This window comes from Levilactobacillus tangyuanensis (assembly GCF_003946545.1).
Classification (GTDB): Bacteria; Bacillota; Bacilli; order Lactobacillales; family Lactobacillaceae; genus Levilactobacillus; species Levilactobacillus tangyuanensis.
This window is the reverse complement of sequence record NZ_RHOA01000004.1, coordinates 70,689-91,746: the sequence shown is the minus strand read 5'-3', so window position 1 is coordinate 91,746 and position 21,058 is coordinate 70,689. Positions and strand designations below refer to the sequence as shown.

The window sequence follows — 21,058 nt, the reverse complement described above, 5'->3', positions numbered from 1 at the left end:
ATTCATTAAAGCGTTTAGCCTTCAGCGGCCTCAACTTTAAGTTCTTCGTTTTGGTTCAATTGTTGTTCTGCCGCCTTGCGGGCCGCGACGGCGTCGGAAAATTCACTGAAAGTTTGATTCAAAATGTAACGGCCATGGTAAAATAGGCGTGCGGCCCACTTACCAGAGCGCTTATCAAAGCTGACACCGATAACGCCGGAGATATTCCGGGAGCTAATCTTGGTTAAGGCCGCAACATTCGAACCGTTAACTAAAGGCAAATTAGTCGCATTCCCAATCTGCTTACGGGTCCGGGGATCCTTGGTCAAACGCTCTTTACTGATGTCACGACGGTAACAGCCACAGCTGACCGTAATCCCGTGACGGAGGCGATAACTGTCAACCGTGACTAAATTGCCACAGCTACATTTGCATAACCACGTGGCGTTACCGTTTTTCGCGGTACCATCACGACGGATAACCGTCAGTCTGCCGAATTGTTGTCCACTTAAGTCTAGGAGTCTCATAGATAATTCCTCCATTCAGATTTCAAAAAGATTGTCATGACGCCATTCTCCCCGTGAATGGCTAAAGCTCCCCTGACATAAATAATCTTACTTATTATTCTACACGCCAAACTAAAAATTAGCTTAAAGTACGAATGATTTTGCCCCACAATCGCCAATCCACCGATCAATTTGGTCATTATCTACTATAGAGAGAAGAAGGTTTTGTTTATGTCACTTCTAATCACCGTTTTAATTATTCTCGTTGGTATCGAACACCTTGGTATCATGGTCCTGGAAATTTGGGGACGCCCCGAATTTCAGGCACAGGCCTTTGGCATGCCACTCGAGTTTGTCCGCCAAGCCGCCGCACAGACCGCTCTCGCGAACCAAGGCATTTACAATGGCATGCTTGGCGGTACCCTATTGGCCAGCCAGTGGCTGCTGAACGGCCAGGCTCGCCTAACCACCAGTGCCCTCCTCCTAATCTTTGTGATAATTGTCGCAATATTCGGTAGTCTAACGGTGAAGCGATCAATCTTTTGGCTACAAGGAATGCCGTCAATAGTGACATTAATCGTTTTACTAATGATAATAGCTTAAGTGAAACTTTAAATTTATGGTTTACAGACCACCGCTAGCAGGTTATAATGAACTTACATATTCAGGCGAGAGCCTGCTACGGGATTCGATCGTTGGAGGAGTTAATTGACATTTTGCCATTATTAACACCATCGAAACCGTACACATACTTCTATTCTGCTGGTTGCGCCTCGACGTAACTAGCTTTTTTTATGCCCTTAATTATTCCAAAATCGTCATTGACTTATTCTATAATAATATATCGAATTCCATCTATCACCCAACCCATTGTGCGTCTTGTTCGTCCAAATCCGCATACAAATGCCGGCTTAGAGGGATTATCTCAAGACCTGCCTCGGTTTGACACCCCTGGCAGGCTCTTATATAATTATGAAAATAATAAGCAGACGTATTGGCGACCACTTCCCTTTGTTGGTCGCCAATTGATTGTGGATGGCTTCCCGTATGACCATCCAAACCGGAAAATTATTTTAATCACCGATTTCTTGCAAAATTTATACGGGTGAAAACGAGTCGATTATGTCTTTCTCTAAAGAAAAAACGTTGGACTACCTGATCGGTTTTGCCTTCGTCTTAGCGATGATCGGCCTGGCCACCTGGTCCGGCGACATCGAAACCATTATGCCGGAGCTGGGACCCCTGACCACCGGTCTATGGATTTATCACAACCGCGAGTGGATGTCTCATCCGGAAAATGTTTTTCTGGGACCATCCGTGGCCGCGCTGATTGGTTTTCTTGTCAATATGCTCACTATCAGTTATGGTCTCAAGGTGTTCGTGACCATCGCCCTCATCTTACTGTTGCTCCGGCTCATGAATTCCCCTCTTGCACCATCCTTTGCCACCGGCCTTTTGCCGGTCCTGACCAACGCCAGTCATTGGTCATACATCTTCACCGTCCTAGGCTTTACCCTCATCCTGGCGATCGCCGTTGTGCTACGCCATCATCCGGGTAAGGGACCAGAACGCACACCGATGAGTCTGAAACACATGGCCATTTACCTGGTGGCCAGTCTGGTCTGGATCCTAGCCGTGTGGCTGGCCGGTAAAGGCCAAATGGCCGGGATTCCACCAGTCATGGTCGTGTTCTTCGAAGTCCTCCAGAAACCCGGTTACAATGCCAAGATAGCTGCTCGCCAGGTCATTGCCTTGACCGGGGCGGCCGCGATTGGGGTATTCATCCACCTGTTCGCCGCACCTTGGCTCTTAGCGGCGGCGATCAGTCTCCCATTGGTGTTCCTCTTGCTCACCGCCTTGCGAATCAAGTTACCCGCGGCGTATGCCTTTCCGGTATTGGCCCTGGTCTTACCGCAAGCCATGTTCAAGATGCTCCCACTGACAACGGTCCTAGCAGCGAGTTTTTTTCTGGGAATCACGGTTGCCTATCGCAAGTTGGCCAGAGCGCCAGAGCTCGTCTCAAAAAACGAATAAATTAAAAAGGGTTTTCTTCAAGCAAAACTTGCTTGAAGAAAACCCTTTTCTGTCATTGTCGTTACATATGACTTGCTTCTAACCACAAACGGAGCATGTGCCAAATCACGTCGACCATGAGACCGACGAAGGCCACCCCCGCGAGATAATAAACGTAATAGATCGTTGGATGCTTCATCTCATTCGCCCCCCAAGGCAAAACCGACAGCCGCGTCACCAGGTACTAGCTGACAGAACTCATCGTCCGCTGCCGTGCGGCTGCCAAGATGGCATCTTGTTCGGCGATGGTTGCGGTAAATTGTTGCATAATTTCCCGTTCAACCACCTGGCCACCATGCTTCTTTGCCCGCCAGGTCATTCGTTGAAATTGTTTTTCTTCTTCAGATAGTCGTTCAGTTAACATATGGCTCCCCCCAAATTCTCTGCGCCAGTGCTCTACTACCATCGACTACATTATAGCGAAGTGTTCCTTAGTGGTCTACCTTTTTTCGAAAATTGTTACAAGACTTTTACAAACGCTTAAATAGTTAACTCACCGGCATTACTAATACGTTTTACCTAGAATCCTTTCGCGGCTTAAACCAGCCATACCAAAAATTGGTATATGTCATCCGTGCAACCGGTTAACATCGCTAGGCGTCTTACGTTTGACCAACATTTTACTAAGTCAACCATCATTGGTGTAGCTTGTTTGAAAGCTCTTTCACTTTGCCGGCAAATCCGTTGTTTTTTCGTCCAAAACAGCGTAATCTTGAGTCAAACGAACGTGAAGGAAGGTTGTTAATATGCCAACTGAACCGCAAAAGTTCCCACCGCTGTACCGGACCGTCGCCAACAACGATGATGGCCTGGAAAGTCGTTCCTATATTCCCAACGGCCTAGACATCCCCGTCAGCGATCCCTTAAACGATCGCCCTGGTGCGAATCCTGAACAATTCATCGGGTTAGCACTCAGCACCTGCCTGAATGCCACCTTAGAGGCAATCGAGCGTCGCGATCACCTACCACATACCTCAAAAGTCCACACCATCGTGGAGATGGCGCGAGATACCCGTGGCTTCCAGTTCTATTTAACGGCGGAGGTCATGATTCCTGGCGTCGATGAGGCACGGGCCAAGGACATGATCGACCTAGCCGAACGCCGGTGTCCGGTTGCAAAACTCATGCAGGGACAACCCAATGTCCAGGTGAAGTTGGTCGCCAACTTTACCCCGGTTCGTCCAATTGAGAATTAGCTCGATAAAAAAAGGCCACACCCCCGATTCAAATCGGTCCGTGTGGTCTTTTCGCTTTAACGGCGACCTAGTCGTTGCCGTAATCGTTCCCACCAAGAGGAACTGTGGGTGGTCTCGCCATAAACATAGGAGTGGGATTGCCGGGATGAACGCTTGCCCTCGTGTTCATCATCCATGAAGACAATCTTACGCCAGCGCTTGGCCTCTTCATCACTCATGCGCTTTTTGGCCATTGACTTCAATCTCCTTTTCTCTTAGCACGTTTGCTAATAGCCTTATTTTTTCAGTCGGGTTAGCTGGCTGAAGTCTCGAATAAAGGTCAAAATTTCCTTAGCCCGATCCTCGCCATAGACGTCGACCCAGCTTTGGAAGCGGGTGCTGATGCGTTCCCGAATGACCCGCTCGGCCTTGGCCCCAGTGGGCGTCGCAATTAAGTATAACCGCCGACGGTCATTTTCGTCAGGCTGTTGTTCCAAATAGCCCTGTTTTAACAAAGTTTTAATCTGTCGCGACACCGCGCTACGGGTGACCTGTCGTTCACTCGCGATATCCATGAGCGTCACCTGATGATTACGCGTAATCTCTCGCAAAATCAAATACTGCTCGAAGGATAGATGAAACTCCTTAGCAGGCTCCGAAACGAACTCATCTAAATACTTCAAAGAGTTCATATACACATCAATAAAAGCATCCAGTAACGACGGTTCTTGATCAGCCATGCTTTCCCACCTACAATTCTCAAAATACGATTTTTATCTTAGCATTTACCCGCATCAAATACCAGTTTTTCTTATGGTAACGCTTAGCTACTGGACCAACCCCGCTCAATGTGCGATAGTCAAAGAGGGAGGCGCTTTCATGAAACAAAAATTTTACTTACTCAGCATTCTCAGTCTAGGCCTCTTGGCCGGCTGTGCCAACCAATCGCCCGCTAAGACGACCTCTAGTCAATCGTCATCCAGCAGTCGTTCGCGGGTGACCAGCTCATCCTCGTCGGCACAGGTCAAGCCCACAGCAACCTTCAGCAACCAGACCTTCACCATTTCAAGGGTTGCTTACCGGATAACTGGTGAGAAGGTCACGGCGAGTGCCACGGCTAACCGACAACTCTTCGTTCTTTATTATACCGTGACCAACCATCAAACGAGATCGATTGTGCCCAGTGATATTTGGCAGGCCGCCGTATCGGCCCGTCAGGCTGGGAAAAGTCTTGGCACGGGCAACCTGGCCTTCACGACCAGTCAAACCCAGGATAATAATAAGTTAAATAATACGGTCATGCCGCTTAAACCCGGTCAAAGTAGCCAAGGGCTGGCAACCTTTGAGCCTAAAGGGAGCGGCAGTGTCACCGTCACCTATCAGGATACCCATCATCAAACCATTCACCAAAGCCATTATTCACTAAACTAAGGTTCAGGAAGGAATTTTCTATGACCGCGTTAATCGAAAGAATCCACCACGTTGCTTTGGGAAACCTTGACCAATTTGTCCAGCTTTGTGATCAACTAGACGTCCAGTACTGCCTTCTTGGCGGATCACTCCTCGGGGCCGTGCGCCATCAAGGATTCATCCCTTGGGATGATGACGTCGATGTTGGCCTTTTACGAGCTGACTACGACCGTTTCGTTGAGGCGGCCCCCGCACTTCTCACCACGAGTGACTACTTCTTACAGACGCCCCAAACGGACGAGAACTACGGCCTGAGCTACGCGAAGCTCCTCGATCGGCGAACCTATATCGAAGAAAAGAACAATGTGAACAACGCTCGCAAGGGCATCTTCATTGATATCTTTCCACTAGATCGCATCCCCAGTGATCCTGGGCTTCAGCGCGAACAGCTCGCCAAATTCCAGGTACTCAACGCCCGCATCCTTTTACAGTTGCGCTACCACCTCGTCGATACGCCGCTGCGCAAATTACAGGGTGACCTCACAGCAGAGCAACTGGCTGATACCGCCGCCCTGAAGGCAGAACGCGACGCTGTGATGACCCAATACCAGACGACCGCCAGCGTTCAACTCAAAAATCTGGCCTCACAATACAGCTATGACAAAGAGATTTTTTCGATTTCTGAGTTAACTGACCTAACAACCGTTCCATTTGAGCACCTGATGCTAAAGATTCCAAAAAATTATGATAATATTTTGAAACGCATGTATGGGGACTACCGGGTCTTACCCCCGGAGAACCAACGCACAGAGAAACACTTGGACCGACTGATTATGGACAATCAAGTCTTCACCGAATAAAAATTCTTGAGGAAGTAGATGACAACTATGGCTGATGATTATTTTGGCGCCATTCTGGTGAACGTCTCCAGCATTGAGCTTTCCATCGTCAATCTGAAAACGGGCACGCAAACAGAACGAGTAAAATCCAGCGTCGCAATTGGGGAAAATATTTACAACCATGAGGAAATTGACTTTGAAACCGTCGCAGACGCCGCGGAAGCCCTACGCGGATTCCTCCAAATTATCAAAGACTACGGTGTTCACAACTACCGGGTCTGGGGATCTCAGGCACTATCGTCGGCACCTAACGCCGAGTTCATTAGGGATCAACTCTATGTCCGCACCGGACTACACATCGACTGGCTATCCCTCGGTGAGGAATCCTTTGTCCGCAATGAGGCCATTGCCCTCAAGCTCGACCAGTATCAGGAACTGGTCAAGCATCACGCGGCCATCATCGGGCTGAATTCGGGGAGTACGACCCTATCCTTCTTCGCCAACGAACACCTGGTGGCGTCCCACAACATGAAGCTGGGGCCCATCCGCATCAAGGAAGTCTTACAAAACTTGCGGGCCACGGCCCCGAATCCCGTCGACGTCCTCGATGACTATATCAACAGCAAGGTTGACGACTTTTACCGTTTCCTACCCGCTGAATTACAAAATACCCCAAATCAAATTATCTTAATTGGGGCGACCCCGCTAAATAATTACTTCATTCCTCAAAATAAAATTAGTTATACTCTGACCATTCAGGACTTCATCAAGTTCAGCCGGGAGGTATCGGGGGCGACTAACCAATTCTTAGTTGAACGACTACGAATCTCCGAGGAAAATGTCGACACCGTCTTGCCCGTCGTTCTACTGGTCAAAAAACTGCTCACGGTGGTTCACGCCGACAAGCTGCATCTGGTAAACCTCAACGTTTTGGACGGTCTCACCACTAACCAGGCCATTACGGCCGGCCATCACAAATATCATTTTGAGAATCAGATCCTGGCTGCAGCCGATGACCTGGCCCAACGCTATCGGGTGGAGCCCCATCACATGGAACTGGTTCGCCACTTTTCCCTGCATCTCTTCGACCAGTTGCGGCCCCTCCATCACCTAACCAATCGCGACCGGCTATTGTTGCAAATCGCCGCCATCGTTCACGATATTGGCGGATTCATCGATACTCATGAACACTATCTCCATTCCGACTACGTCCTGAAGCAATCGGAAATGTTGGGGCTGTCTAATGAAGAAACCCAAATCATTGCGGCCGTTTCACGCTACCATAGCACGCGAACACCGGCGGAAGACCTCGCTCATTTTCAACAATTAGATGCCGACAAACGCTTGGTCGTCGCCAAGCTTTCGGCAATCCTGCGACTCGCCGATGCGCTAGACGACGCGCACCAACAAACCATTCAAAAGATTTCCGTCTCCGTTCGGACCAATAAAATTGTGATTACGGCATTCAGCGACGACGAGCTCTCGCTGATTCGTTGGGCCTTCAACTACAAGGCGCAATTCTTCACCGACGTCTTCGGGCTCCAACCCGTCTTAAAACAAAGGAGGTTACACAAATGACCGTTGATTATACTAAACCCAAGTACTACACCAACCGGGAGCTCAGCTGGCTAGACTTCAACAATCGCGTGTTGGAGGAAGCCCGCGACAAGGCTAACCCCCTGCTGGAACGCGTCCGCTTCTTAGGGATTACCCAAAGTAATGCTGACGAATTCTTCATGGTCCGGGTAGCCTCGTTATCCAAGCTAGCCGCGGTCAACTATCCCAAACCTGACGCATCCGGCATGACGGCGGAGGCCCAGTTACTCGCGGTTAATGCGAAGGCCCATGATCAGGTGGTAAAACAGTATTCCACCCTCAATCGGATGCTCCTCCCCTTACTGGCCAACTTGGATGTTCATGTCCTCGAACCGGGAGAACTCACCAGCCAACAGACGCGTTTTATCGAGAAATATTTCAATGATGAGATCTCTCCAGCTCTGACGCCCATGGCCGTCGATAGCTCGCGGCCCTTCCCCTTCATCGGCAATAACACACTAAACATTGCCCTGCGTCTCTTCAAGGACGGGGACAAGAAGGATAAACGATTTGCCACCGTGCAAGTGCCGGACATCTTCCCCCGCACCGTTCGTCTCCCCGGGGCCGACAACGACTTCATTATGCTAGAAGACATCATCAAGACCTTCATTGGGAACCTGTTCATTGGTTACCAGGTCAAGGAGGCCGCCAATTACCGGGTCATCCGGGATATGGACCTCGACGTGGCCGAAGAAGATACCTCCGACCTGTTGAAGGAAGTTGAGCAACAACTGAAAAAACGGGAACATGGTGGCGCCGTTCGCCTAGAGGTTGAATTGGGCATTAGTCAATCGCTCCGGCAACGATTGATCAAGTCGATTAACATTGCGGAATACGCGGTGTACGAAATCAATGGTCCCATCGACCTGACCTGTTTGAGTGGCCTCACTAAGCAAATTGCGGGCCATGATGACGAAAAGTATCCCGACTTTCAATCGGCCCGGACGCCCGGACTCCAACCCACCGATGACGTCTTCAAGACCATTCGGCAACATGACGTCTTAGTGCACCATCCCTACGATAATTTTGCGGCGGTTACGGAATTTATTCGCCAAGCCGCCTATGATGACGATGTGCTGGCGATTAAGATGACCCTATACCGGGTTTCCGCCAACTCGCCCATCATCAAATACCTCGGTTCAGCCGCCCAAAATGGGAAACAAGTCACGGTGTTAGTCGAGGTCAAAGCCCGGTTTGATGAAGAGAATAACGTCCACTGGGCCCAACAACTGGAAAAGATGGGGTGTCATGTCATCTATGGCCTAATCGGGTTAAAGACCCACTGTAAGCTGACCCTGATTGTTCGGCGTGAGGCCGACGGCATCCGCCGGTACATGCATATGGGAACCGGGAACTACAACGACGTGACCGCTCACTTCTATACCGACCTAGGGCTCCTCACCACCAACACGGACATGGGGATTGATGCTTCAAACATTTTCAACATGTTATCCGGTTACTCGGAACCCCCATTCTTCCACCAGCTTCACATGTCACCCGATGGGATTCGAAACTTCATCAGCAAGAAAATTGACGAAGAAATCACCCATGCCAAGGCTGGTCAGCCCGCGTGGATTGAGATGAAGATGAACTCACTATCCGATTCCGAAATGATTGCCAAGCTCTATGAGGCCTCCCATGCTGGGGTGCATATCAAACTGATCGTCCGGGGGATTTGCTGCCTCAACGTCGGCATCCCCGGCCTCAGTGAAAATATTGAAGTCCATTCAATCGTTGGCCGCTACCTGGAACACAGCCGGATCTACGCATTTGCTAACGCCGGTGATTCCCAAGTTTATCTGTCCAGTGCGGACCTGATGACGCGGAACCTGAATCGCCGGGTCGAGCTACTCTTCCCAATCCTGAATACCACCTTACGCCAACGGGTCTTTGACATTTTCAACACGCTCTGGCATGATAACGTCAAGACGCGTGTCCTGATGGCCGACCGGTCCTTTACTCGCATCGACCGTCGCGGACTCGATCCGTTGGATGCCCAAGCCAGCTTCATGGATCAAGCCGCCAAGGAAATTGCGGCGGCAACCCAGAAACACACTGAAGGCGGCTCCGTCACGCACCAATTTAAACCCATGTTAAGCCCCAAGAACCAACCAAAATCCCCTATCGATCGGAGTCCTGAATAAATGGAAAACTTAGTTGTCATTGACCTGGGATCAAACTCGGTCCGGATGACGATTAGTGAACTCGACAATGCTGGTAATTATAAGACGGTCACCCAAGAGAAACGCTATGTGCGCCTCTCCGAAAACATGGGCGACTCCCAAATCTTACAACCGGCGGCCATCGAGCGGACGTTAACCGCTCTGGAAGAATTTAAAGCCATTTATAGTGAGCTTGACCATCCCAAAATCAAGGCTGTTGCAACCGCAGCGGTTCGTCAGGCCAGCAATCAAAAACAATTTTTAAAACAAGTCAAAGCCCAATTAGATCTTGATTTCACCGTAATCCCTGGGACAACCGAGGCCCGCTATGACTACCTGGGTGTCGTCAACACGTTGCCGGTTATCAATGGCCTGCTCGTTGACACCGGTGGGGCTTCTTCCGAACTGATCTTGGTCCAGAATCGCCAAATGAAGCACGTGGTCTCCATCCCATTAGGCTCAGTGACCTTGTCACAGGCCTATCTCGAAAGTGACCGCGTTCAGGCCGATTCCTTGTTTACGGCAATGACCTACGTCAATAATATTTTGAATGATGTCTGGTGGCTCCGCGAGGCGACCAACCTCCCTGTCTTTGGACTGGGCGGTGCTAACCGAACGCTCGCCAAGATTAACCGGCGCAACAAAAACTTCCTGAACTTCGAAGACGTTCACGGTTACAAGCTCTCAGCCGCCGACGTTTACGCAACGCTGACCCGCCTGTTAAGTCTTGACCTAGCCGGCCGCAAAAAGATTCCCGGACTTTCCAAGGATCGCGCCGACATTATCGTCGGTGGTCTAATCCCCGTCACCCTGCTGATGCGGTTGCTTGATTCCAAACAAATTACCTTTTCCAACGCTGGTTTGCGCGAAGGCATTTTGTTTGAACAAATTAACCAGATAAAGAACGGTAACGAGGAAGATTAACCCATACAAAAGAGGACAACCAATCACCATTTGGTTGTCCTCTTTTGGTTGATTCAACCGATTCTTAAATACTCGCCGGGCTTCCCCCGCCAAGGCCCAGAATAGTCGTTTAAGGCCCTGCAAACGCAATTACCATCAAGTAGACGTTGGACGGTCAGACAGCCTGACGTTGTCGCTTATGACCCGTCATCGCGTCGTCCAACGGGCCAGTTTTGCGGTGTAGCCAAAAAAGGCGTAAGCCCATTCTCGGGCCTACACCAACGGCCCAGAACCAAGCCGCAATCATTTCAGTTAATTTAGCCGGATTACCCCAAGTGATTTTCGTGGAGAATCGCCTGCACTTCCTTCTGCATGTCTTCTGGCTTCTCCCATTCCTCAAACTTGGTAAAGTCCTCCTCGGGCATGACATAGTGTTCATTCACATAGTCTTCGTAGGCCTGCACGTGAGGCGTATGGGCGATATTTAACTGGAGAATGCGAACCTGCTTAATCAGTCCGCGCTCCACGGCCAGTTCTGCTCGGCCGTTTTGCACCATGTCGCTAATCTCCATGTACTTCGTCCCGTCTAATCGGGTAATTTCTTCGATTAATGTAAATGTTTCATGGCTTTTCATTTCGAATTCCTCCCACAATCATCTTATTATACCGTGATTGAGCGCAAAACAAAACCACTACCAGGGAATGGCAGTGGTCGGCATAAGAGAGAAAGAGAATTGATTAGAAGGTAATTATTAATACCTTACAGACAATAATATACCGGTTTTTGTAAGCGCTGTCAATAGCTTTCTGAAAATTGTTGTGACTTTTAACGGTGTCCCCCCTCAGTCATGGCAGGAAGCCATCAGACCATAAAAAAAGGAACCGACAATAACTGTCGGTTCCACCATTTAGTTTTCACCAAATGAGAGATAGACCTTCATCCAATTCATTGGGAAATCAAATAAAGGGGTAAATAAATGGTAAATTAAACATACCACGTTAAATGATAAAAATCTATCTATTTTCTAATTATTTTTTAATTATTTGACACTCTTCGTGGCATTGGAGTCATGCAAAACCTTTTCAACGTGAACCAGGTTAGACGGGTTTTGAATGATACTGCGCATCGAATGCCCGGAGATGTTCGCCCAGCAGGTGAATATAAACACTAACGTCACCGCAAAGGTTAACCAACGCGCGCCAGGCGTCATCTTTTCGCTGATGACGGACCCATAGAAGTCTTTCTTGACCTCGGCCGCAACGTTGCCATTATTAGGCTCGGCCGCCTGCCGGTCCGCAACGACCTGCTTTTGATAGGCATCGATGTCAAACGTCTTTTGGTTGTTCTTCATCTGCCGTTGGAAGTGCTTCTTTTCTTGCTTGGTTTGGGCCTTGAACCACTTCGTGAAGTCGCGGTAGTGTTGCACGATTTCTTCAGTCGGGCCAAGTTCCTTCAAGGTCCCATAGTGAATCCAGGCAACCCGGTCACAAAGGATTTCGACTTGCTTCAAGGAGTGACTAACGAAGACAATGGTCTTGCCAAGGTCCTTGAATTCAGCGATCTTGTCCACACACTTTTGGTAGAAGGTATCGTCACCAACAGACAAGGCCTCATCAATGATTAAAATATCAGGGTTAACGTGGACGGCAATGGCGAATCCTAGCCGGGACTTCATCCCTGACGAATAGCTCTTAACGGGTTGGTATAAGAAGTCACCAATATCGGCAAACCCCACAATATCATCCATTAAGGCATCAATTTCGGGATTGGTTAACCCTTGCATTAAGGCCTTCAATCGAATATTTTCAAGACCAGTCAGGTTACCCCGTAAACCAGCACCAATCGCGATGATGGACGTGTCACCACGAACATCAACGACCCCGGTTGTTTGTGGGATGATTCCGGAAATAATGTTCGACAACGTCGACTTCCCAGAACCGTTAACCCCAATTAAGCCAATGGTTTCGCCGGAGTGAACCTCGAGTGAAATCCCCATCAGTGACCAGAAGTGCGGCACCTTATTGTTGCCGACTGAAAAGAACGACCGCAGCTTTTCTGACTGGGTCTTAAACAAGTCATATTCCTTGGTAACGTTTTGAACCTTAATTTTGTAAGAATTATCCATGAATTAAACTTCCTAACTCGGTTATTAACCATCCAAATACAGCTTGAAACAGATCCAAGCTTAGTCTGTTGTATTATACCAAATATTTATCAATGGGGGAACATTTCTCTGTGGCCTTAGTCTTTTCTTTAGGCCCTTCCCCATCAAAAAAGTCGGGACCAGGTCCCGACTCCATGTTTACGACAACGCCCGGGCATCGACCCAGTAGTTGGTTTTCTGACCATTGAATTTCAAACGATACCAAGTCGTCTTAGCAGAGGTCTTGTATCCCTTAAGGTTTACCGAGACCTTCACGCCCTTCTTACTTCCCTTAGGCCACTTGCTAGCCTTCTGGTCAAAATGGGTGTTCTTGACGTGATTGTACAGACTGTACTTGTTGTACTTGCTACTTAACTTCTTGGTGCCACTAGCGGCGGAATAAGTGACGTAATCGTACTGTGGACTGGCCGCCGTCTCGTCGGCGGCGATCCAATACTTCTTACTGCCAACCTTGATCCGATACCAGGTGGTCTTAATGCCATCCTGGGTCTTAACCGCCTGACTATCCGCCGTGTAGGTCTTGGCGGTCAGCTTACTCAGCTTCCCTTTGGCTACGGCCAGATAGGGTGAGTTAAGCACGTGGTCGTAGTAACTCCCACTCAGCTTGCTGTTCACCTTAACTTTAGCTGTGCCGTTGGTGTACTTGATGCTGGGAAATGTCAGGGCCTTACTATAGACCCAATATTTCTTCGACTTCGTGCTCTTGGCAAAGCGCACCCGGTACCAAGTTGACTTGGCCTTCGACTTGCCAGACGTTTTAACCGCCCGCATGTCGAGGTAAACCTTGACGCCTTTGGCGGCCTTAACCTTGCTCCAGGCCGTCTTGGTAATCCCAGCCCGCGTGTTCTTAACGTGATTGTACAGCCGATAACTGCTGTATTTGTTGCTTAGATTGGCCGTCTGAGTCCCACTCGCCCCATAATACTTGGCGGTGTCATAGACCACCTTGTCGGCGGTAGATCCCGATGAACTATTACTACTGTCTAAGCTGTTCATGCCGTATTCCTGAATCAGGTTGATCAGGCTACCACCATAGCCAGGAGCCGTGGCATAGGTTCCTGTCAGGGCGTTAGCGGCATCCGAATAGGTCTTGGCATTCTCACGCCAAGTGCCACTATAAATCTTCGGATTATAACTCGTGCCGTTGCGCAGCAAGGTGGCATTGTCGGTCATCGAGGCCTTAGCGTCCGGATACTTACGAAAGTTAGCCTTCGTGTAATAGAGCTGACCATTCGAATCATACTCGGCCGTCTGCATGCTAACAGACTGCCCATTATAACTCCCTTTAACACCAAAGTAGTTGTTGGCAGACGTCGTTAACTGGCTGGTCCCCCAACCACTCTCTAAGGCCGCCTGAGCCATCATGACAGATGGATACAGTTTATATTTATTCGCTACCGTTTGCACGGGACTCTTTAATTGTGAGATAAAATTCTGAGGATTGGAAGTCGCCGCATGACTTGTTTCCCTCGTAATAACCAGACTACTCAAGCTGACACCTACTAACAATGTGGCGAGTAGCCAGCGCTTTGATCGCTTCATCTAACCGTTCCCCCTTAAAAACGTTTCCAGAACAAGAATACCATAACTCGTCTTGCTCTAGGAATAATTTTCAAAGGAAATCTAAATTAGTGTTTTAATTGACTGGCCGCAGCGGCATCCAAGATAACCGTGACGCGAGGATGCGTTTGTAAATAACTTGCCGGAACGTCTGGTGTGACCGGGCCTTCAATCATCGCGGCAACGGCGCTAGCCTTGGCCTCGCCATACGCCACAATCAGGATCTGTTTGGCCTTTAGAATGGACCCAATCCCCATGGAATAGGCATAGCGTGGCACGTCATCTTCATTCTCGAAGAAACGCGCGTTAGCAGCAATGGTTGATTCCGTCAAAGTCACCTTGTGCGTTGTCGACTCTGGGTCCGTGCCGGGCTCGTTGAACCCAATATGGCCATTTTGGCCCAAGCCTAACAATTGTAAGTCAATGGGATTATCCGCAATAATTTGGTCATACTGACTGGTAGCGGCCGCCTCGTCGAGGTTGGACCCATCCGGCACGTAGGAATGAGCAAATGGCTTGGCATTAAACAAGTTTTGTTGCATGAAGTAGTGGTAGCTCTGCGGGTGATCAGCCTTTAGGCCAACGTACTCATCCAGGTTCACTGACGTTAATTGGCTAAAGTCCAATTGACTACCGGCGAGTTCGTTATAGATCGTAATGGGTGAGCTCCCGGTGGCCAATCCTAACACCTTGGCACCATCATCTAAAGCCGCTTTGAATACTTGAAAGCCCACACGACCCCCTTCAGCTTGATCCTTGACGATATGCAAGTCCATGTTCGTTCCTTGTGTCATCATTGTTAGTCTCCTTGTCTTTAATGGTATAGTCCAATTATAAATGCTCTAGGCCAATTTTGCAAGTCAGACACTTTCGTCTTCCACTACCATGATAATAAAAAAAGCCGCTCACTGACAGGATCAGTGGTCGACTTATTTACGGCGAACGCCACGCCGGTTGGCGCTGAGGGCATTCTGTTGTTTACGGAACTTCTCAAAGGTTGCATCCCGCTGCTTTTGATTTTTATGAGAATCGGTTCGTTTCGTGTATTTCATTATTTTCACCACGTTTTCATTGAATATTTGAAAATACTATACAACGAAAACGCCGTCGATGCAAGCAAAGTCACCGATCGTAGCCAATTGAAAACGGCCTGAAAGTCACCATTCAGGCCGTTTTTTTGTGACATTTCACTAGTTATGCGTGAAACGTCATCACACTTTAGTTAAGTTTATTCAACCGTCACACTCTTAGCCAAGTTACGTGGCTTGTCAACATCCAGTCCCTTGTTCAAGCTGGTGTAGTAGGCCAGCAATTGGGCTGGCACGACACTTAAGAGTGGCATCAAAAGCTCATCAACATCAGGCAGAACCAAATCATCATCATCGTTGGCTAAACTTTCACGAACGATGGTCATCGTCTTGGCCCCACGAGCAATCGTTTCTTGCAGGTTGCTGCGGGTCAGGCTAGCCGTCTTGGCTTGCGTGATAATGCCAATAACTGGCGTGCCCTTTTCGATTAAGGCAATCGTCCCATGCTTAAGTTCACCAGAAGCAAAACCTTCGGCCTGAACATAAGAGATTTCCTTCAGCTTCAGAGCAGCTTCCAATGAGACGGCCTGGTCGATTCCCCGGCCAATGTAGAAGGCCCGGTTAGTATCCATCAAGAAGTCGTTGGATAATTCTTCCAACTTGTCCTTTTCGTCGACGATGGCTTGCATCCCATTGGCAACCAAGCCCAATTGGGTCCGCACGTCAAAGTCCTTAGCAATGGCTAAGCCCATGTCTTCACCTAATGCCTTAGCCAAGATGGCTTCCAAGGCAATTTGTGCCGTGTAGGCCTTGGTTGAGGCAACGGCAATTTCTGGACCAGCATGTAAGAGCAACGTGTAGTTGGCTTCCCGTGACAACGTTGAGTTTTCAACATTGGTGATCGTTAAGCTAGGGTAGCCGGCTTCGTTAACATTCGACAAGACTTCGCGACTGTCGGCCGTTTCACCGGATTGGGTCAAGAAGATGAAGAATGGCTTAGCGGACAACAAGGGTTGTTCGTAAGCAAATTCTGAAGAAACATGCACTTCCGTTGGCATGTTGGTCAGCTTTTCAAAGAGCCGCTTCCCGATCAGGCCGGCATGGTAACTCGTCCCGGCACCCACAATGTACAACCGGTCAGCCGCCTGCATGGCCTTGATCAACTTGTCATCAATTTCAGGCTTGCCAGCAGCATCCAAGTAGGTTTGGGCCAACTTACGCATCACGTTAGGTTGTTCGTCAACTTCCTTCAGCATGTAGAAGGGATACGTCCCCTTGTCGGCTTCGTTAGGATCCATATCAACGTGGAATGGATCGCGAGAAACGGCGTTGCCATCGGCGTCTTGAATGTCAACGCTGTTTGGCGTAATGGTAACGACTTCACCATCCATTAATTCTAAGAATTCGTGGGTTTCGCGGAGCATAGCAAAAGCATCGGAACAAACGACGTTAAAGCCATCCCCCACACCGATTAACAGGGGACTCTTTTGCTTAGCAACAAACATCGTGTCGGGTTGTTCGCGGTCCATCATTAAGAAGGCATATGAAGACCCCTTCAATAGGCTTAAGGTCTTAACCAAGGCACTCTTGGCATCCAAGTGGTCCTCTACGGCAAACTTGTCGACCAATTGCACAACAACTTCGGTATCTGTTTGGCTCTTGAAGGGAACATCCTTCAAGTAAGTGTCTTTTAATTCTTGGAAGTTTTCAATGACCCCGTTGTGAACCAGGTAGAAACGGTCATCGTTAGAAAAATGAGGATGGGCGTTGTCAACAGTCACGCCACCGTGAGTTGCCCAGCGTGTGTGGCCAATCCCAGTTGAACCGTGAACGTCGGGCGTAATCTTCTTCCGGAGTTCGGCAATACGACCAGTCGTTTTAACCAGGAAGTCGTCTCCCTTTTGATCGTTAACGTAGATACCAGCGGAATCATAGCCCCGGTATTCAAGCTTTTGCAAACCGTCAACTAAGATCTGAACGGCGTTATCTTTTCCAGTAACTCCAACAATTCCACACATGTTATTTTCTTCCTTTACTCAACGCCATACAACCTGACTTCGGGATGGCGGATAATTTATTAGCTCAAATGTATCAGCTTTCTTCAGAATTGGTATAGACTGAAACAAAATGAAAAACAATTCTGAATGACTACACTTTACAGTCTTTCCTCGATGTTGTCAATCAAAAAATCCAAAACTGGTCTATTAACCTTTTAATATTGAGTTTACAGAAAAAAGGACCCGGCATTCGCCAGGCCCTTGTTCGTTTTCATTCGTTATTTTACACCGACCTCGGCACGAACCACATCAGCGATTCGGTCTACATAGCCACTAACAATTTCTTCGGTTGGGGCCTCGGCCATCACCCGCAGTAAGGGTTCCGTCCCTGAAGGGCGAACTAATACCCGGCCATCGCCAGCCATTTCGTCTTCAACCGTCTTGATCATGGCCTGAACCTGTGGGTTGTCCAAGGCAGCCTGCTTGTCAGCTACCTTCACGTTAACCAACTTTTGTGGGTAGGTCTTCACATCGGCAGCCAGTTCTGAGAGCTTCTTGCCGGTGACCTTCAGGATATGCAACAATTGTAGGCTAGTCAGCAAGCCATCACCAGTGGTGTTGAAGTCAAGGAAGACAATGTGACCGGACTGTTCGCCACCCAGGTTGTACCCAGACTTCCGCATTTCTTCAACCACATAGCGGTCCCCAACCTTCGTCTTAACCGACTTCAGGTTATGGGCCTCCATGGCCTTGTACATGCCCAGGTTACTCATCACCGTCGTGACGATGGTATCCTTCTTCAAACGACCATGTTCGGCCATGTACATCCCGCAGATATACATGATCTTGTCGCCATCGACAAGTTCCCCATTTTCATCAACTGCGATACACCGGTCGCCGTCGCCATCAAAGGCTAAACCAATCTCGGCACCCTTTTCAACCACAAACTTTTGCAGTTGTTCGGGATGAGTTGATCCCACCTGGTCATTGATATTCAGGCCATTAGGCGTGGTAGCAATCGTATCGAAGTCTAAATTAAGGTCGGCATACAGACGTGAGACCAGGCCACTGGTGGAGCCATTGGCAGAGTCCACCGCAATGTGGAGGCCTTCAAGGTCATCCGCAATGGTCTGTTCCAGGAACTGGATGTACTTTTGACTACCTTCGGAATAGTCCTCAACCGTTCCCAGACCATCCGTGGTTGGCCGTGGCAATTCATCCTTTTCGCCATCAAGCAGGGCTTCAATTTCTTCTTCCATTTCATCGGAAAGCTTGTAACCGTCGTTCCCAAAATACTTGATTCCGTTATATTCAACGGGATTATGCGAAGCCGTAATCATGACCCCAGCGGCCGCTTCCTGTGTTCGAACCAGGTAGGCAACAGCTGGCGTGCTAATCACGCCAAGACGCAGAACCTCAATCCCAACGGACAAAAGGCCAGCAACTAAGGCGTTTTCCAAGAGTTGGCCGGAAATCCGCGTATCACGAGCCACCAATACTTGAGGATGGTCGTTATCACTGTCGGCATGTTGGGTTAATACATACCCACCAAACCGGCCAACTTTAAATGCTAATTCAGGGGTTAGCTCTTGATTGGCAACGCCCCGTACACCATCAGTTCCAAAATACTTCATGATCAATACTCCTCATTTCTAAGTCTTAGTTTTAGTTAGTTTGTCGTTGCTTTAACGGTAACTTTAATGGTAGTTGGGTCAAAGGCCGTGACATTGTTGTCATCGGTATCCAACGTAATCGTCTTGGTGGCGCTATTCTTAACGTCACTGACATCCACGTCGACATCGACATCGTCCAAGTCCTTCAATTGTGACGAGCTGCCATAGGCGGTAACGCTCGAGACATTACTGGTAAGCTTGTACGAGGTCCCGGAGGATCCATTCTTCGCGTTCAGATTTAACCCGACCTTCTTCGACTCTCCGTCCGACTTAATCGGCAGGTTAACCGTCGTGGTCGATGGCGTTAAGATAACATTCACGGTCTTGCCCGAACTGTCTAACGCCTCAATCACGGCTTGGCTATTGAGCGTCTTCTTCGTATTCTGTGGCACCGTCAATTGCGCAACCACTTGCTTAATTCGTGAAATCTCATTGGCCGCGCCTGTGGCTTTTACCGTAGTCACATCAGAGGTTGCCTTGCCGGCAGAATAACCGGCCGCAATATTTTGACTATTGTATTGGACCTTCACTGGGAATGACACTGTCCGCCGCGGTTCAATATCCACGGTGATTTTGGCCGGATCGATCGTGGACTGAATCTCATGATTCAACCCCTCTTGATGAAGGGTGACCTGGTGCTTGCCCACACCCAGATCGCTCAAGGCAGCGTAAACTTTAAAATTTTGGGTATTGGCCGTTGTGGTAACCAGCGCCAAGGGACCGCGTAACGTGACCTTAACCTTTTGCGGATAGCCCGTCACAAAGTATTTATTGCTATTAACATTAAGTTGCAATGGGACCGATACCGTCATGGACTTAGTGGCCGTGAGCGAGGTGTTCGACCCCGTTGAAGTTGTCGACTGAGTATTATTGGACGACTTGGTACTATTCACATACAGGAACAATAGCACCGCCAGAATCAAAGCCAACACTCGGTAGAGCCACGTTGTGTAACGCCGATTCTTCATTAGCGCCGCCCCCCTTTGAACCGTTTGTCAAACCAATCCAAGGTCTTGACCAAGACATTGGTATTAGACGCCGTTTCGGAATTAACCAGTTCGTTACGAAGTAGTTTCATGTAATCTTCCTGAGTTAGCCCCCGGATAAGCTCGTTGTTCTTGGTAATCGAAACCTCACCGGTCTCTTCTGAAATGACAATCGTCAAAGCATCCGTGACCTCCGAGATCCCCACTGCGGCCCGATGTCGCGTCCCCAATTCCTTGGGAATCAGATTGCTTTCGGACAAGGGCAGATAGGCCGCCGCAACGGCAATCCGTCTGTTGCGAATAATCACGGCGCCATCATGCAACGGTGTATTGGGAATAAAGATATTGATTAAGAGTTCACCGGTTAATTCGGCATCCAAATCAATCCCCGTTTCGATATAGTCCTCCAAACCCGTTTCTTGTTGAATGGTCATCAAGGCACCAATCCGTCGTTTGGACATGTATTGAATGGCCTTGTCCAGGCCTTCAATCATATGATTAGTCTCTTCATTTTCATGCCGCATCCGAACAAAAATCGACCCGCGACCCAAGTGTTCCAGGCCCCGCCGGATTTCCGGTTGAAAGACGATAATGATGGCAATCACGCCCCAGTTAATGACCTGATCCACCAACCATAGCACGGTGTTAAGGCCCAGGTAGGCACTAACAAAACGGACGATTAAAATCAAAATAACCCCCCGGAACAGTTGAATGGCCTTCGTGCCCCGGAGCATCACGATCAGTTCATAAATAACAAACCAGACGACAATAATGTCGAGCAGGTTGACTAGGTTCCCTAATGTCAGGATGTTGCCCCAATCCAGGTTCATGACTTTCCCTCCAAATCGAATTCAGATTTTATTATAGCACGCCACCCCACACTTTTCGCCCTGAATCCTAAGTAATGCCGGATCTCACGGCTTTTCGCCAAGAAAACTTACAGATTCTTTAAAACCACTCGTAACCGGCTGCGGGATCAGAATAATCTGGTAACATAGAAGTCATA

General features: G+C 48.8%; 21 protein-coding genes. 8 read left to right on the top strand and 13 right to left on the bottom strand.

The genetic code is table 11. The features are described from left to right. Positions 1-14: 14 nt before the first annotated feature. Positions 15-506 (bottom strand): alcohol dehydrogenase, encoded by a 492-nt coding sequence (locus tag EKM96_RS04920; protein WP_125640594.1) that lies wholly within the window; start codon positions 504-506, stop codon positions 15-17. 210 nt (positions 507-716) lie between these two features. Between EKM96_RS04920 and EKM96_RS04915 the strand changes: the two genes are divergently transcribed. Continuing rightward, the gene (locus tag EKM96_RS04915) at positions 717-1,088 is read left to right on the top strand and encodes a DUF1304 domain-containing protein (RefSeq protein ID WP_125640591.1); all 372 of its coding nucleotides are present in this window, start codon (positions 717-719) and stop codon (positions 1,086-1,088) included. Positions 1,089-1,607: 519 nt separating this feature from the next. Continuing rightward, positions 1,608-2,519, top strand: a complete 912-nt coding sequence (locus tag EKM96_RS04910) for an HPP family protein (RefSeq protein WP_125640588.1) — start codon at positions 1,608-1,610, stop codon at positions 2,517-2,519. A gap of 223 nt (positions 2,520-2,742) precedes the next feature. On the opposite strand, the gene EKM96_RS04905 is transcribed toward EKM96_RS04910, so the two are convergent. Continuing rightward, on the bottom strand, positions 2,743-2,922 hold the full coding sequence (locus tag EKM96_RS04905) for a hypothetical protein (RefSeq protein ID WP_125640585.1): 180 nt from the start codon (positions 2,920-2,922) through the stop codon (positions 2,743-2,745). Positions 2,923-3,304: 382 nt separating this feature from the next. On the opposite strand from EKM96_RS04905, the gene EKM96_RS04900 reads away from it, so the two are divergent. Beyond that, positions 3,305-3,754, top strand: coding sequence for an OsmC family protein (locus EKM96_RS04900; protein ID WP_125640582.1), 450 nt, complete (start codon positions 3,305-3,307; stop codon positions 3,752-3,754). A gap of 56 nt (positions 3,755-3,810) precedes the next feature. On the opposite strand, the gene EKM96_RS10550 is transcribed toward EKM96_RS04900, so the two are convergent. Then, on the bottom strand, positions 3,811-3,987 hold the full coding sequence (locus EKM96_RS10550; RefSeq protein WP_164510972.1) for a hypothetical protein: 177 nt from the start codon (positions 3,985-3,987) through the stop codon (positions 3,811-3,813). Positions 3,988-4,029: 42 nt separating this feature from the next. Then, positions 4,030-4,473 (bottom strand): MarR family winged helix-turn-helix transcriptional regulator, encoded by a 444-nt coding sequence (locus tag EKM96_RS04895; RefSeq protein WP_125640579.1) that lies wholly within the window; start codon positions 4,471-4,473, stop codon positions 4,030-4,032. 139 nt (positions 4,474-4,612) lie between these two features. On the opposite strand from EKM96_RS04895, the gene EKM96_RS04890 reads away from it, so the two are divergent. Genes EKM96_RS04890 through ppx form a run of 5 tightly spaced genes read left to right on the top strand, consistent with a single transcriptional unit; the run spans position 4,613 to position 10,664 of the window. Beyond that, on the top strand, positions 4,613-5,164 hold the full coding sequence (locus tag EKM96_RS04890) for a DUF5067 domain-containing protein (RefSeq protein ID WP_125640576.1): 552 nt from the start codon (positions 4,613-4,615) through the stop codon (positions 5,162-5,164). A gap of 20 nt (positions 5,165-5,184) precedes the next feature. Then, the gene (locus EKM96_RS04885) at positions 5,185-6,003 is read left to right on the top strand and encodes a LicD family protein (RefSeq protein WP_125640573.1); all 819 of its coding nucleotides are present in this window, start codon (positions 5,185-5,187) and stop codon (positions 6,001-6,003) included. Positions 6,004-6,030: 27 nt separating this feature from the next. Beyond that, positions 6,031-7,560 carry a Ppx/GppA phosphatase family protein gene (locus EKM96_RS04880; RefSeq protein WP_225417624.1) on the top strand — a complete coding sequence of 510 codons (1,530 nt, stop codon included), beginning with the start codon at positions 6,031-6,033 and terminating at the stop codon, positions 7,558-7,560. Next, positions 7,557-9,722: an RNA degradosome polyphosphate kinase gene (locus EKM96_RS04875; protein ID WP_125640568.1), complete on the top strand. Its 2,166-nt coding sequence runs from the start codon at positions 7,557-7,559 to the stop codon at positions 9,720-9,722. The genes EKM96_RS04880 and EKM96_RS04875 overlap by 4 nt, the downstream gene beginning before the upstream one ends. After that, positions 9,723-10,664, top strand: a complete 942-nt coding sequence (ppx, locus tag EKM96_RS04870) for an exopolyphosphatase (protein WP_125640565.1) — start codon at positions 9,723-9,725, stop codon at positions 10,662-10,664. Between the two features lie 305 nt (positions 10,665-10,969). On the opposite strand, the gene EKM96_RS04865 is transcribed toward ppx, so the two are convergent. The 9 genes from EKM96_RS04865 to cdaA all read right to left on the bottom strand — a co-directional run bounded on the left by EKM96_RS04865 (position 10,970) and on the right by cdaA (position 20,882). Beyond that, the gene (locus EKM96_RS04865; protein ID WP_125640562.1) at positions 10,970-11,278 is read right to left on the bottom strand and encodes a hypothetical protein; all 309 of its coding nucleotides are present in this window, start codon (positions 11,276-11,278) and stop codon (positions 10,970-10,972) included. 405 nt (positions 11,279-11,683) lie between these two features. Then, positions 11,684-12,769, bottom strand: a complete 1,086-nt coding sequence (locus EKM96_RS04860) for an ABC transporter ATP-binding protein (protein WP_125640559.1) — start codon at positions 12,767-12,769, stop codon at positions 11,684-11,686. A 177-nt stretch (positions 12,770-12,946) separates the two neighbouring features. After that, positions 12,947-14,350, bottom strand: coding sequence for a glycoside hydrolase family 73 protein (locus EKM96_RS04855; protein ID WP_125640556.1), 1,404 nt, complete (start codon positions 14,348-14,350; stop codon positions 12,947-12,949). A gap of 86 nt (positions 14,351-14,436) precedes the next feature. Continuing rightward, the gene (locus EKM96_RS04850) at positions 14,437-15,144 is read right to left on the bottom strand and encodes a glucosamine-6-phosphate deaminase (RefSeq protein WP_164510976.1); all 708 of its coding nucleotides are present in this window, start codon (positions 15,142-15,144) and stop codon (positions 14,437-14,439) included. A gap of 153 nt (positions 15,145-15,297) precedes the next feature. Further along, the gene (locus tag EKM96_RS10760) at positions 15,298-15,420 is read right to left on the bottom strand and encodes a hypothetical protein (protein WP_125640553.1); all 123 of its coding nucleotides are present in this window, start codon (positions 15,418-15,420) and stop codon (positions 15,298-15,300) included. Positions 15,421-15,596: 176 nt separating this feature from the next. Next, positions 15,597-17,414, bottom strand: a complete 1,818-nt coding sequence (glmS, locus tag EKM96_RS04840) for a glutamine--fructose-6-phosphate transaminase (isomerizing) (RefSeq protein ID WP_125640550.1) — start codon at positions 17,412-17,414, stop codon at positions 15,597-15,599. Positions 17,415-17,671: 257 nt separating this feature from the next. Then, entirely contained in the window at positions 17,672-19,027 is a 1,356-nt protein-coding gene (gene glmM, locus EKM96_RS04835) for a phosphoglucosamine mutase (protein WP_125640546.1), read from the bottom strand. Positions 19,028-19,062: 35 nt separating this feature from the next. Next, positions 19,063-20,034: a CdaR family protein gene (locus EKM96_RS04830; protein WP_125640543.1), complete on the bottom strand. Its 972-nt coding sequence runs from the start codon at positions 20,032-20,034 to the stop codon at positions 19,063-19,065. After that, entirely contained in the window at positions 20,034-20,882 is an 849-nt protein-coding gene (cdaA, locus tag EKM96_RS04825; RefSeq protein ID WP_125640540.1) for a diadenylate cyclase CdaA, read from the bottom strand. Before cdaA ends, EKM96_RS04830 begins: the two co-directional genes overlap by 1 nt. Positions 20,883-21,058 lie beyond the last annotated feature (176 nt).

Excerpts from the sequence above, each read along its gene's own strand:
- EKM96_RS04920 (WP_125640594.1), bottom strand. The coding sequence starts at position 506 with ATGAGACTCCTAGACTTAAGTGGACAACAATTCGGCAGACTGACGGTT.
- EKM96_RS04915 (WP_125640591.1), top strand. The coding sequence starts at position 717 with ATGTCACTTCTAATCACCGTTTTAATTATTCTCGTTGGTATCGAACAC.
- EKM96_RS04910 (WP_125640588.1), top strand. The coding sequence starts at position 1,608 with ATGTCTTTCTCTAAAGAAAAAACGTTGGACTACCTGATCGGTTTTGCC.
- EKM96_RS04905 (WP_125640585.1), bottom strand. The coding sequence starts at position 2,922 with ATGTTAACTGAACGACTATCTGAAGAAGAAAAACAATTTCAACGAATG.
- EKM96_RS04900 (WP_125640582.1), top strand. The coding sequence starts at position 3,305 with ATGCCAACTGAACCGCAAAAGTTCCCACCGCTGTACCGGACCGTCGCC.
- EKM96_RS10550 (WP_164510972.1), bottom strand. The coding sequence starts at position 3,987 with ATGGCCAAAAAGCGCATGAGTGATGAAGAGGCCAAGCGCTGGCGTAAG.
- EKM96_RS04895 (WP_125640579.1), bottom strand. The coding sequence starts at position 4,473 with ATGGCTGATCAAGAACCGTCGTTACTGGATGCTTTTATTGATGTGTAT.
- EKM96_RS04890 (WP_125640576.1), top strand. The coding sequence starts at position 4,613 with ATGAAACAAAAATTTTACTTACTCAGCATTCTCAGTCTAGGCCTCTTG.
- EKM96_RS04885 (WP_125640573.1), top strand. The coding sequence starts at position 5,185 with ATGACCGCGTTAATCGAAAGAATCCACCACGTTGCTTTGGGAAACCTT.
- EKM96_RS04880 (WP_225417624.1), top strand. The coding sequence starts at position 6,031 with ATGGCTGATGATTATTTTGGCGCCATTCTGGTGAACGTCTCCAGCATT.
- EKM96_RS04875 (WP_125640568.1), top strand. The coding sequence starts at position 7,557 with ATGACCGTTGATTATACTAAACCCAAGTACTACACCAACCGGGAGCTC.
- ppx (WP_125640565.1), top strand. The coding sequence starts at position 9,723 with ATGGAAAACTTAGTTGTCATTGACCTGGGATCAAACTCGGTCCGGATG.
- EKM96_RS04865 (WP_125640562.1), bottom strand. The coding sequence starts at position 11,278 with ATGAAAAGCCATGAAACATTTACATTAATCGAAGAAATTACCCGATTA.
- EKM96_RS04860 (WP_125640559.1), bottom strand. The coding sequence starts at position 12,769 with ATGGATAATTCTTACAAAATTAAGGTTCAAAACGTTACCAAGGAATAT.
- EKM96_RS04855 (WP_125640556.1), bottom strand. The coding sequence starts at position 14,350 with ATGAAGCGATCAAAGCGCTGGCTACTCGCCACATTGTTAGTAGGTGTC.
- EKM96_RS04850 (WP_164510976.1), bottom strand. The coding sequence starts at position 15,144 with ATGGACTTGCATATCGTCAAGGATCAAGCTGAAGGGGGTCGTGTGGGC.
- EKM96_RS10760 (WP_125640553.1), bottom strand. The coding sequence starts at position 15,420 with ATGAAATACACGAAACGAACCGATTCTCATAAAAATCAAAAGCAGCGG.
- glmS (WP_125640550.1), bottom strand. The coding sequence starts at position 17,414 with ATGTGTGGAATTGTTGGAGTTACTGGAAAAGATAACGCCGTTCAGATC.
- glmM (WP_125640546.1), bottom strand. The coding sequence starts at position 19,027 with ATGAAGTATTTTGGAACTGATGGTGTACGGGGCGTTGCCAATCAAGAG.
- EKM96_RS04830 (WP_125640543.1), bottom strand. The coding sequence starts at position 20,034 with ATGAAGAATCGGCGTTACACAACGTGGCTCTACCGAGTGTTGGCTTTG.
- cdaA (WP_125640540.1), bottom strand. The coding sequence starts at position 20,882 with ATGAACCTGGATTGGGGCAACATCCTGACATTAGGGAACCTAGTCAAC.